The sequence below is a fragment of the Chryseobacterium polytrichastri genome, assembly GCF_900142445.1.
In the GTDB taxonomy this organism is placed as follows: domain Bacteria; phylum Bacteroidota; class Bacteroidia; order Flavobacteriales; family Weeksellaceae; genus Chryseobacterium; species Chryseobacterium polytrichastri.
This window is the reverse complement of sequence record NZ_FRAV01000008.1, coordinates 71,795-85,439: the sequence shown is the minus strand read 5'-3', so window position 1 is coordinate 85,439 and position 13,645 is coordinate 71,795. Positions and strand designations below refer to the sequence as shown.

Annotated in this window: 5 protein-coding genes; 1 reads left to right on the top strand and 4 read right to left on the bottom strand. The window is 31.5% G+C overall.

Going from position 1 to position 13,645, the window contains the following annotated elements:
- Positions 1 to 162: 162 nt before the first annotated feature.
- The 3 genes from BUB80_RS06805 to BUB80_RS06795 form a co-directional block, all read right to left on the bottom strand.
- Positions 163 to 4,806, bottom strand: coding sequence for a DUF3320 domain-containing protein (locus BUB80_RS06805; RefSeq protein ID WP_228433707.1), 4,644 nt, complete (start codon positions 4,804 to 4,806; stop codon positions 163 to 165).
- A 618-nt stretch (positions 4,807 to 5,424) separates the two neighbouring features.
- A complete protein-coding gene (locus BUB80_RS06800) occupies positions 5,425 to 6,174 on the bottom strand; it encodes a hypothetical protein (protein ID WP_139262573.1) in 750 nt (249 codons plus the stop codon).
- Positions 6,175 to 7,468: 1,294 nt separating this feature from the next.
- On the bottom strand, positions 7,469 to 8,245 hold the full coding sequence (locus BUB80_RS06795) for a hypothetical protein (RefSeq protein WP_073292120.1): 777 nt from the start codon (positions 8,243 to 8,245) through the stop codon (positions 7,469 to 7,471).
- Between the two features lie 420 nt (positions 8,246 to 8,665).
- Here BUB80_RS06795 and BUB80_RS06790 point away from each other — a divergent pair, with 420 nt between their 5' ends.
- Positions 8,666 to 10,165, top strand: a complete 1,500-nt coding sequence (locus BUB80_RS06790) for a helix-turn-helix domain-containing protein (protein ID WP_073292118.1) — start codon at positions 8,666 to 8,668, stop codon at positions 10,163 to 10,165.
- Between the two features lie 1,467 nt (positions 10,166 to 11,632).
- Here the strand turns inward: BUB80_RS06790 and mobC are convergent.
- Entirely contained in the window at positions 11,633 to 13,630 is a 1,998-nt protein-coding gene (gene mobC, locus BUB80_RS06785; protein ID WP_073292116.1) for a conjugal transfer protein MobC, read from the bottom strand.
- Positions 13,631 to 13,645 lie beyond the last annotated feature (15 nt).

The following is a 13,645-nucleotide window of genomic DNA, read 5'->3' as shown; positions in this document are numbered from 1 at the left end:
AAAGTTCCTCATAAAAAAGATATCTATCTAAAAAAACAGTAATTTCAGATAGAAAATAGTAGAATGTATGATCTAGCACCATATGTAAATTTTTATTAAAACGAGGATTCTTATGTAAGAAACTTCGTTTTAATAAAAATATTCAATTCAATATACTTAAGACTACTTTTCAGTTATTTTTAAAAACACCCCATCCTGATAGATACTTCCGATTACCTTACTGTATTCTATCGTTTCAAGAATACATTTTTTAATATCCTCTGTAACACGTGAATACCCAAGAAGTTTAGAAATGAGCGGAGCTGCATTATCAGGTTGTATAGCTACTGAATCACTAACCACTTTTATAATAGCAAGGTTAATTTCTTCAGGTGCAATGAGCATTATTTTCTTTGAATTAGGGGACAGCAAACTCCTATCTCTAATGGTAGATAGTTCATTTTGGGGATGCCATAAAAAATCACCTTTTTTAATAATAAGACCACTATCAACCGCATATTCAGTAGCGCTGGTTATCGATGCACGCACTCTACTGCCTATCTTCGATATTCCATTTGCATCAGCTATCCTTCTTGCCATTTCTTCAAAATGGATAGGGCTCTCCGTTATAACAACTTCTTGGATCCATGCACTTAGCTTTCCTAAAGGATGGAGATGTAATTCTTGATTTGCAATTTCTGAAGATAAAATTTTCTGCTCATACATTGGATACACTACAGGATGCTCTTCGAGAGGTGCTTCACGGATGAGATTTTTAAGATCCTCCATCAATTCTTCTTCAATAATATCATTATGCTCTGCTTGTATTCTAGCCTTTTCAATAGTTTCAATAAGTAATTTTATTTCTCCAGAAGGGTTTCTGAACCAATCAAGGCTCCATACATTGAGTAAGTTCCAACCCATTCCTTCAAGTACTGTATTTCGTAACCGATCTCTATCACGCGTTGACTTCGCAGCCTGATAGGATCTGCCATCACAAATAACTCCCAATAGATATCTTCCTGGATTATCTGCATCTACAATGGCCAAATCAATATAAAATCCTGCTGACCCCACTTTTTCACGAACAATATATCCTTCATTCCTCAGCGCTTCTGCAACAACTTCTTCAAATGGTTGTGGTTGATATGGCAGTTCATCTTTGTCACTTTCAAACTTACCATATTGAGCAAAATATAAGAAACTTTTTAATGCCCTGACTCCAAATTTAGCATTGGATCCCAGGGTCATATCTGCTGCAGTAATATTTGTAAATACCTCACAACGACTCTTCGCTCTGGTAATTAATACATTTAATCTTCGTTCACCTCCTTCATTATTAAGAGGTCCAAAACTCATCGGCACTTTTCCGTCTTCCGTTCTTCCATATCCTATGCTTATAAAAATAACGTCTCTTTCATCACCCTGAACATTTTCAAGATTTTTGACAAAAAAGGGTTCATCTGTATGTGCCCTGAAATAACTTTCCACTTCCGGATTTTTTCTTCGTCTTAATTCTATTTCATTTTGTATAGCCTGCATTTGTGCAGTACTAAAAGCCACAACCCCCAGACTTAACTTTGGTGTTTTAAGAGCATGTTGAATTACAGCATCAGCAACTTTTTCTGCTTCTTTGGGATTAGTTCTTGTTTTTCCTTTATCGTAAAATGTGTCAGGGAGGTGATTAAATGATAATCCCATTCGGTTTTTTGAGCCAGGACTGGGAAATATAATAAGTTTATTTTCATAAAACTCTTGGTTGGATAAGCTGATCAGCGATTCGTGCCTGCTGCGGTAATGCCAACGCAACATACGCTGAGGTGCTCCCTGAGCATCACACATCCCTAAAATACTCTGCATATCTGCGGTAACATTTTCCTCATCCTCAGTATCTGTATTCAATTTATCAAAAAAACTACTTGGTGGCATTTGTTTGGTATCACCAACAACTACTATTTGCTTACCTCGTAATATAGCACCTAATGCATCTACAGGCCTAACCTGACTTGCCTCATCAAATATGACCAAATCAAAATCAATACTATCGGGAGATAGAAAGTTGGCAATAGACATAGGACTCATCATAATGACTGGTTTTATCGCCTGAATAGCCAACCCTGCTTCCTGTATAAGCTTTCGGATTGGCATATGTCTTACCTTCCTGTTAAATTCGCTTTTTAGTATATTAATTTGACCGCCACCTTCTTGTTTTGGTACACCTTCCCAATGCTTCAAAGCTACTTTAGCCCTATTGTAATATTGCTGAAGGACATCTGTTCTTTTAAATTTAGAAATAATTTCTTCGTGAGTAGAACGTTCAAATTTTCTCAATACAGCGCTATTTAACATCGCTTGTTCAAGAAGATGATCGTACCATGTTTTCTGCAATGCTGTCTTTAAATACAAAGAAGCATCGCTCCAGCTATTAACGGCTTTTATAAGAAATCCTGCACCCTGTTTTTCCACATCTTCTTTTAGCACATTCCATGAAATGACTTTGTGAATTTCAGGCAATTGCTCCAACCATTTATGAAGTACAGTAACTTGTACTGATAACTTAAAATTTTCAATGCCATTTCCTGCAAAATGAAGATGATTAAATAAAGCGATAAAGGTTTTACTTTGTTCATCAATTTGATATCTTAAGAGATTCGTATATTCGATAATAGAATCAATACTTTTATTCTTTTCAAGAACCTGTAGAATTTCTTTTGGAACCTGAGCTTGTTGAATAGCAATATGTACACTCTGTAAATAGGTTGATTTTTCTTTTAATGCTGTCCAATCAGACTTTTGTCTTTGCCATTGGTTATTAAAGATTCTATTGGCTAAAGCATCATATGCTGCTAAAGAAGAAGCCAGCCTCCTGCCCTCCATTAATGCATTTACAAAATCTAATTTTGTTTGAAGATCATCCGGTACTACTGTATTGAGTAAGGCTGCTAACTTTTTAACGCTACTTTTATAATCACCAATTAAAAATTTATACCATTTTTTTCCATTTGCTAGTAGATGTTGTCTTATTTCTAATACATCCTGCTCCCAAGCTTCAGGTATAAAAACAGAATCATAGGTATTGTGTAATTCTTTCAATCTTCCCCCAATTTCTAAAATATCATTAATGTCAGCCTGATTGTTTAGCCAAGCACTGTCATCAATAGCCATTGAAGACACACCAGGATTTTTTATGACCAACTCTGCCACCATTAGAAGCTTTTTAGCCTCTGGAAGATCTACCGGCGTCTGAAATTCTAAAAATTCACTTAGGGTTTTTGATACGCTGATTAGTTTTTCAGATGTATGTATTAGCTTTAGAATAAGGTCTTTTGCAACCTCTTCATCTTTTGGAAGAAATACAGTTAAATCAGTCCCATAAAAAATCAGTTTTTCAGGTTGACCAATTTTATGGAGTCTCACCTGAATCTGTTCTGCAATCATTTCATAATCATGAATCTTTCTAAAGTCCCATGAAGAAAGATCATCAGCTATAATTTTAGGAAATCTATAATCTTTGTTCTCATTGTTTATTTTTAATAGATGTCCCATGACTTCATGAGCGGAAAGTCCACTCTGACCTATCATACTATTAACTTCGCTAGAATAGGCGTTAAGCTCTTTTACCATTGGGTTTAGCAAACGTACTTCTTCTTCAAGATGTGCCACAGTAGGTCTACCCAGTTCCAAAATACGCTTTAATTCAGTATGCAAATCGCGTTTATTGGCCTTATGGCTATGTAATTCAAGACAGGCCTCTCCTAGATTTATACTGTCTAATCTCCTTTTTACAACTTCAAGAGCGGCCATTTTTTCAGCAACAAACAATACCTTTTTACCATTACCTACCGCGTTAGCAATAATATTGGTAATGGTTTGAGATTTTCCTGTTCCTGGTGGTCCTTGGATGACCATGTTTCGGCCTTCGTGAACCGCTAACATGGCTATAACCTGTGAACTGTCAGCATCTACTACCTGTAATAATTGATCAGCATCAGTTTCTTCATCAAGTCTGTGATCTTCGCCAACGGTAGGTTGTGGCTCTGTAAAACCATCCCCAAATATAGATTGGAGAATAGGATGATCAAAAGGCTTTTTATGATCTGGCCAGATTGTACTATCTAAATCATGGTATATCATGAATTTACCAAACGAAAAGAATCCCAATTCGATAGTATCATGATCAACTTTCCAGTTTTCAAAATGCTTTATTTGTTCTTGAATTTCCTTGAAATAATCTACAACACTGAGATCGTCCTCCCCCGAAAGGTTGGGTAGTGTTAAGTTGAAATCAGCCATCATTTTAGCTTGAAGAGATAAATTAGCACCTACTTCCCCACCCGTGTAACGCAGCCTAAACCGTTCACTTGCACTTGAGCGCTCTAAAGAAACAGGAACAAGAATTAATGGAGCTAATCTTACTTCTTCATTGTTCCCTTTCTCAAACCATTGAAGCATACCCAACGACAAAAACAGGGTATTCACTCCTTGCTCTTCAATACTGGTTTTTGCAGCATAGTAGGTATTAAGAATTTTCGTCTGGAGCTTTTGTTCAGATTCATTAGTCTGCAAACGGGTATCATTATAGGCATCCTGCAGCTCGTTATCTGATAAAGGTGGCAATTCAAACAACTCATCACTATCATCCTTTCCAGGCCTTCCTAAAAAGGTCATGCTTTTATTTTGCTTAACTAAAATATTATAGATGGAACTTGACTGCTCTTGTACGATATGAAGTCCTCTAGCTTTCGGAACTTTATAATTTAATAAAGTATTTCGCATCCCCAGATCTAACAGTTCTTTTCTTGATGCTTCTAATTTGGGAAATATCATATCCTTCATAGTAGTTATTAATTATTTGTATTAAAAAAATTAAATCTTTAATCTTCTCATTCTCTTCTTATGTCTCAAAACATAATCGTAATTTGGTATTCTGTCATTTTTAAGATATTAATCTCTTTTCCTAGTGAATGAAATCTATTAAAAAATTACATAAGCCTATCCATTCGACAAGCTACATTTAAAGATAAAGTGCTAAATATACTAAAATAGTAAGAGTACATATTACGGAAAACATTATTCTTATTTTCATCATCTACTCACAGATAATTAATATCAAATAAACAAAAGCAACTTACAAGGTTACTTTGTATCACTATTTCAACGACTTGGCGTCATGAAATTAACTGTAAAGACGATATCCTTTTCAAAACAAAACCTCTCAGTTTTACTGAGAGGTTAAAAACACAAATGATGAAAAATATCCCCCATTTGAGAGATATGTAAATATAAAAAAACCTCTCGAATATTCAATATAGTATGAAAAAAAATACATGTAGTGAACTGATGATCGTTGTTTCAAAGCAAACGCGCTTCCAAAAAAATAGGCGCTTCCTAATAGTTTATAATTTCGGATTATATTACATAAACAGGAGCAGATGAATTATCCCTCTATTGATAAACCCCATTAATCTGTAAAACACCTTTAGCCATAAATTGATTTAAAGAACTTACTGAAGGTGCAGGTCTAGCTATTGCTAAATCTGCAGATGCACTTCCTGCAGTATTTCTCCTTGTCGCATATATTTCTATTGTATGAGCTCCAACTGATAGATTTGATGATTGTCCTAAAACAGACCATTTATCAGTAGTACCTGAAAAACCATTTCCTGATATAGCAAACATTCTGGTGGCAATTAACTTTCCGTCTAAGAATATTCCTATAGCATAGGAAATAGTCATATCACCTGTCATTGCTGCAGCTGAATCATATTGAACCATCCCTTCTACTGAAATATTAATCGTATTACTTGGCTGAATAATATTCAAAGTTGATTGTAATCCAGATATCTTTATCCAACTCCCATTTCCTGGCGTAATACTACTTGCCGGAATGCTATTTTCGTTATACGTAGTTGAACCTGTTTGTCCTGTTTGTGTAAGAAGCAATCTTGTGCTGTTGCTTACAGAAGGTAAAACAAAGGTAAGATTACTTCTGTCAGTGGATGATTTTATCACTCCATTTGAATCAATCAATAAATAAGCTCCAGATCCCGCCTTTACGCCTTCAACTCTCAAGGGATCATTAGTTCCATTAGCCACAATATGCAGCATATTTTTTGGATTAGCAGTATTAATACCAACTTGAGCAAGGGTAATTGCATAAGCTGAAAAAATTAATAAAAAGAATATTTTTTTCATTTTTAGTTTATTATTGTTAGAGTATAAATTAAGATTAAAAATAGCCTCTGCCATTCTTCTGTTTTTTTAGGGATCTAAAGAAATTTAAGAGGCTAATAAAGTGTTCATCTATGTTCTTAGAATCCGAATAATTCTATGATTTAAATTCTACTATTTGTATTTTTTAACACCAGTAATTACCTGATACAGGATTATTGATTATTTTATTAACTAAAAACACAATTTTCGTTAAAATTTTAATGGCGCAAAGTACCGATATTTTAATATCAAATCACGTAGAACATGAATCGATATATATCGATAATAATGTAGATATTTATCGATAGCACTTCGGTGGAAATTCACTAGAAATGTTTAACAAGTAGATATCATACATTTATCCTTTACTGCGAGAAGTGTGCAATGAATGTTTCTCGATCTATCAAAACAATAAAATCTTTAGAGAGTACTGACTGGAATTTAATAAAATTTGCAATCAACTTAGTTCTAAACTAGATAAAACATGAAAAGGCTACTCCAGTTGTATTTATTTAGCAAGACAGTAATGAAGGTGAATACCTTATTCATAATCAACAAGATTATCTTTTCATTATTTTTATTAAAGATATACCTTATGTAGACACTACAATGTTTTGTCACCGGTGAAGTTTTTAAACAATATATCAAAGTTTTCTAAAAACGTATACTTAGTATCTAACAGCAAAGCATGCAGAAATTTTACATACTTCATTTTTAAGAAATCATGGACATTGACAGCAAGAAAAGCAAATTGTAGAGGTTTATTAACTAATGTTGAATTAAAGAAAATACTGAAAGATTAGAATTTATGATAATATTCTGTATATATATATTCGATATATTTACCTACAAAACCCCTCAGAAAAAACTAAGAGGTTAAAAAACACAAATGATGAAAAAATTACTCTATTTTTAGAGATATCTATATATAAAAAATTCCTCCTGAATATTCAAGAGGAAATGAAAAAAATGTTTTATATATCGATTCGGTGATTAATTTTTATAACAAATATTATTCCAAAAAGTACAATACTTAAGATAAACTGAAAATATCCAAATTGTAAAAGGCCTCCCTCATACGTTATTTTAATAGTTCATAATATTTATAATTTGTGTTTTAACAAAAAAAGGGAGGCAAAGAATATATAAATTTACTTGATTTTTTAATACTAATTAGTAATAAATTTTTATTTTTAATAGTGACAGAAATAAAGTATACTATTTTTAGGGTAAAAAATTTAATTCCATAATAATTTTATTGAATCATCTCAATAAATTAGTTTAAAGGTATGCCATAAAAATAGTTTTCATATGCTCCGGTTCCATAAGCCCAACTGCCGGTAGCTTTATTTTCAATCAATAAATAAACTCTTACAGAGGGTACAGTAACATTAATAACTGATGATCCGGAAAGCATGCTTAATGTTCCATCGTTACCAGCTCCTACGTAGGGGAAAATAACTGCGGCATATGATGTACTAGTTGTTGCAGGTCCAAGATGAGTAAAACCTATTCGTTGAACCGATGATTGAGAGGTCGAAAGATACGCATGTAGCCAAATTCTATTTGTATTACTAGAATTACTAATTGTTAAGCCTGCATTTAAAGCCCATTTTCCCTCTGTAAGATCAATATAAACATTTGAATAAATTGTACCTGAACCATTAGAACTTACATTTAAAGAAGGTGAAGGGAAAACCCCATTTGCTGTAGCTCTTATAGATGCTGGAATTTTCCATGTCCCTATTCCACTTGCATCACTCATCAAAACTTTATCAGAGCCTTGTGTACCATCTGTGATTTTTATAGCTCCCGCTGTATTACTTATTATATCAAGTTTTGCAATGGGGGCAGTGGTACCAATACCTGTATTTCCTGTTGAGGTTACTATAAAATCATTACTCTGCTGCAATACAGACGGACTTTCGGTAGAGGAATTATCCTTTCCTCCATCAATATGAAAAATTCCTTGTGGATTTGATGTGCTAACACCAATTTGAGCACTAATAATTTCAGAAATAATTAAAGGAAATAGCAAAATTACTTTTCTCATAGATTTGATTTATTTAAAATAATAATAAAATTATCGACTGTAACAATAACTGTAAAGCAAGTGAAAATGCATCAAACAAAAAAAACAACTACCCCCCAAGAACTACCCTATTTAAAAACACTCTATTAATCAACAACTTAATAAGCGATTGTAAATAATAATAAATCTCATTATTGTGAATTTATACAATTTAACATATCTTTATAGTATGAAAAATATTATCTATTTTACCGAAAACTACTATTTTTTTATAACATAAAACTACCTTTCTTTTAATACTCTTCTACAAAAAATCCAGTTCACAATCTGAATTTAAATAATGGTAAAAAGAACTTCATTATTACTATAATTCATCACTAAAGACGAAAAAAAATAATTAGATATTCGTCTTATGAAGTTACACTAAACACAAACTAAATCATGAGCTCAAGATATTTAACCCTCATACTTTTATTTCATATTTTTTATTTCTCAGCAGTAAATAAAATAAATACTCAAATAGATTTATTGATAAAACTATCTGACAAATACCATTATATAGACAATTCAAAATCTTATATATATGCCCAAAAAGCATGTATTCTTGCCGACAAAAATGGAACCTCAAGACAAAAAGCAGAAGCTTATTATTATATGGCAAGAAATCTGATTTTTGTTAGCAAGTATAATGAATGTTATCTCTTTATTAAAAAAGGAATGAGGGAACAAGCAGTAAAAAATGACAAGTTTCTCCTTGCTTTATATAAAGAGTTGAAAAGTATTTACTACTCTCGTTTATATATGTTTTCACAAGAAATGAAAGAAAATACTGAGGCTCTAAAACTTATTAATCCAAATAAAAATGCAGAGTCTAAACTTTTTGTTTCCCGTATATACATGTGGATGGCAGATTACTATACGGAAACAAACAAATATGATTCCGCGCAAATCTACATTAGCAAATCTATTAAATTAGTTGAAGAGATTCCTGATACTCAGTATCTTTCTTTCAACCGTATTTTCAGAAGAAAAGCCTATGCTTATTTCTATCAATCACAGATTTTTATTAAAAAAAACAATACAAAATCTGCACTCATATTTATAGACAAAGCTTATAATCAAGCTGTGAGTGAGCAACATTTATATTTATATTCCATTCTTGAAGCATATGGTGATTATTATTTCCTCTCCGAAGAATATCAAAATGCAATCAATTATTATCAAAAAGCAGTTCATAATAAGAAAGCATTTTTTAGGACATCAGCGGATATAAATCTTAAAATATCACGATGTTATAAAGCAGTAAATGATGATGTTAACGAAAAAATATATCTAAAAATTTCTTCAGAACAACGGAGATATGATGAAAAAATGAGCCGCATAAATATTACTCAGGTTACAGAAAATATTTTACAAGGAGAAATTGAAAAAAATCAAGACGATAGAGATAAAAATATTCGGATTTTACTTATCACAATTTTCAGTTCCATTATATTTCTAATATTTATTTTTTATAGGCTCACAAAAATAAAAAGAAAGCAAAATGAAATTATAGAAAATAATAGAAGCTTACTACGAAAAAATACTAAAGATCTCATAGAGAAAGATACAAAAATAGATATTTTACAACAGAAACTCAATGATTCCATATCTGAGTTAATCCATATGATAAAAAATAACTCTCCACACTTTTGGATTAATTTCCAAGTAATTTTTCCTGACTTTACTGGAAAAATGCTTAGAATCAATTTGAATTTAAAAACATCTGAATTAACTCTTTCCGCTTATATCTTTCTAGGTTTAACAACAAAAGAAATAGCGCAATATACATTCAAATCTATCAAAACTATAGAAAATAACAGATATAATTTAAGAAAAAAGTTCAATATAACCCCAGAAAAAGATCTTCATATTTGGATAAAAGAACATATAAAGAATTAAACATAACTAATTAAAATATTTATAAATATCATTGTTCTTTTTTTATTCAAAATTAATTATAACCATTATTTTCACTCCATTTTATAAATTTCCAATTAATGAATTAGAGTTTATGCAAAACCTTTTCAAATTATCAAAAAAATCACTCGATGATTGTTTTTTATTTCGGAATTATATATTTTTTTTCATATAAAAAAGTAGACTTATTTTTTCAAAGATACTTTTCTTTATATGAATTAGTACATGGTTTTACAACTAGAATAAATATTCTTATTTACCTCCTTTTAGAGTTAAGTATAAAAAATGATTTAACAAACATATGAATTGAGAGCTAAAAATTTATCTCATAGTTTTAAGGCTTAAGAGATAAAAAGAGTGATTTCTTAGAATAAACTATATCATTTGGATAATAATCATATTTTCTTACAGGTGTAAAGAATTTGAAAAATTTGGAAAAATAGGTTTTCTTACTAAAAGAAATTCAAAATTAAATATCAGAGTCGGTCAAAATCTATGAGTAGTTTGAAAAATGAGAATCTTCAAAAACAGTGAAGTTTAACCTCTAAGTTAATTACTCGATAATTTCAAAATTAAAATTTAAGGATTTATCTGATAAAAGTCTATAGTTTATATTCTTGGATGATAAATAATCTTTACTTGTAGCGATTAATATATTGATGATCCATATATTAAATTTCTTCTTTTGCTTAGGAAACAAATGGATAGAATTCCAAATATTGACAAAAGTTCACTGAATAATCTCATTGGCATATTCATCTGATTTAAAAGACTTTAAAATAAGGCCATATAAACTGGAAGAGTATTTATTATATAAGTAAACAAATATGCAATCTTTTGTTTCCTAAAAAATGTGTGACTAAATTTAAGTATAAAGTACTCGAAATATTCTTAATTAATTCTTTACAGGTACTTATTATTAATTTCATTGTCAAAACATGCCCGATTAGTATGTAAAATGAATTCATATAGATACAATTGAATATATTACCGTTTAATTCCAAAGTAAAACCTTAATAATTAATGTTATTAAGAGTGATTTTCTCTTTTTATAGAAAAACAGCAATTTCTGCTTGAAGAATGTCATATACTTGCAACAATAAGAGATAATAAAAATATTTCATAGTGATTATGTTATTTTGTATAAATATATATAATAATATATAAAAAAAATTACTATATATATATATATATATATATATAGAATAAATTCTATTTTTATGTACACATATAACTACTTGTGATATTTATAAAAAGGAAGAAACGAAAGATAATTTTTGAAAATAGAAAACTATATTAGGACTTTATTGTAAGATAATACCTCGAGACTAGTCTTAGGTTTAAAAGACTAACAGTATTTAAAACAAATGATTTTGTAAGTACAAAAATTCTAAATCAGCAGATACGTAATTTTTCTCGCTAACAAATTATCACCACATTCAATAAGCCTCAAAGCTGTACTAAATGTTGCAAATCAGGATCATTCCCAATACGCTCCAACTCCTTTTCAATAATAGCCACAACATCACTTTTTATTTTTTTATATTGGGTATCAATTTGATGTTTCATAGTATCCTTACCTTCTTCATTTACAAATGATATAACATCTGGAATCTTCTGATAGTTCTTGGTTTCTGCAGTTACTTTTTCATTATCTACGACAATTTCAGCATGAAACATTTTCTGCTCTATGCGCTCATTGTAATTATCAGACACCGCCCCTACGAAGATTCCCTGAGTCAATGTCGAAATCTTAGAGGCCGGAATAAGACTGTCTAATTGCGTAGAAATTGAAGTTGATTTATCATTTCTGTTGATGGTCATACTTTCGCGTTTCTGCAAAACCTTCCCAAAACGTTCGGAAAGATTTTTAGCCGTCTCTCCAACGACCTGACCACTGAAAATATTACCTACCGTATTTTGTATCACTTTACTTTCCTTGTCTCCATAATCACGGGTTAATTGCGAAAAGTCCTGAAAGCCTAAACAAACCGCTACTTTATTACTTCTTGCTGTGGCGATAAGATGATCCAGCCCTCTAAAATAAATAGTAGGCAGCTCATCGATGATCACCGAACTCTTTAATTGTCCTTTTTTATTAATAAGTTTTACAATCCTGGAATTATAAAGACCTAATGCCGCAGAATAAATATTTTGCCGGTCAGGATTATTTCCCACACAGAGTATCTTAGGTTCATTAGGGTTATTAATATCCAATGAAAAATCATCACCTGTCATCACCCAGTATAGCTGGGGTGAAATCATTCTTGACAAAGGTATTTTTGCTGAAGCAATCTGACCTTGCAATTGATCTTGCGCTCCTCCCTGCCAGGCATCCATAAAAGGAGACAGATAATTTTCTAATTCAGGGTAGGACGTTAGGATCGTAAATACATCAGAATATTTTTTGTTAAGCAATTCTATAGCATGAGGAAAAGTACAATAGGTGCCGCCATCATATATCTTTAAAAACCAAATAATAGCTGCCAACAGGATAATTGGAGATTCAACAAAGAAATCTCCCTGCTTTTGAATCCAGCTTCTGTTCAGATTCAGCATAATGGTATAGGCTGCTTCATAGGCATCAGAAATATCCGTCATAAAATTAGGATTTAAGGGGTTACATCGGTGACTTTTTCTGGGGTCATCAAAATTGATGATGTAGAATGTAGGTTTTACTTTATACGCAGTGTGATTTTTTAACAAATGGTTATAGGCAATGGTAGAAAGATCATCAAATTTAAAATCATAGATATACATAGAAAAACCTTTTTCAATCTGCTGTTTGATGTAATTATTAATAATCGCATATGATTTTCCTGATCCGGGAGTTCCCAATACAATGGTTGCCCGAAATGGATTTACAATATTAATCCAGCCATTATTCCACTTTCCTTTATAATAAAACCGAGTAGGAAGGTTGACTGAATATTCATTTTCCATCAATTGGGTTTCCTGCAAAAAACTTTCATTCTCATGATTAAAAACATCATCCATCAGATTATGGGATAGCAGCCTACTCATCCATAAGCCCGCCATAAGAAGAATAATATATCCTATGCCCAACGTCAGCATATATAAAAAAGTACCGATAGATGAATATAATTGAAATAGAGGGGTATTAAAAAAGTATAGTATAAACCCTACAATTAAAGCAAGATTAATGTTAGGCCAGGTAATCTTCTCATTTTTCACCCCTTTTGTTCCCAGACAGCTCAAAGCAAGCAATACCAGTGCAAATATTTTGGTATAGAGGGGATGGGAAAATAGTTTTGCTGTTTTTTGGAAATTGTACAATATGGTATTTATAATCTCGAGCGTCCACTCTCTTTCCATAAAAAAACCATAACAATACCAGTATAGGTGCATCAAAACAATGAGTATGCTCACTGCTCTCATGAAGGCCATAATCTTTGCTAAACCTCTTAAGTCATCCTCTCCCTGCATTTCTTATTATTTAAA

Coding starts and splice junctions, on each gene's coding strand:
- mobC (WP_073292116.1), bottom strand. CDS start 13,630: ATGCAGGGAGAGGATGACTTAAGAGGTTTAGCAAAGATTATGGCCTTC.
- BUB80_RS06795 (WP_073292120.1), bottom strand. CDS start 8,245: ATGAGAAAAGTAATTTTGCTATTTCCTTTAATTATTTCTGAAATTATT.
- BUB80_RS06790 (WP_073292118.1), top strand. CDS start 8,666: ATGAGCTCAAGATATTTAACCCTCATACTTTTATTTCATATTTTTTAT.
- BUB80_RS06800 (WP_139262573.1), bottom strand. CDS start 6,174: ATGAAAAAAATATTCTTTTTATTAATTTTTTCAGCTTATGCAATTACC.
- BUB80_RS06805 (WP_228433707.1), bottom strand. CDS start 4,806: ATGATATTTCCCAAATTAGAAGCATCAAGAAAAGAACTGTTAGATCTG.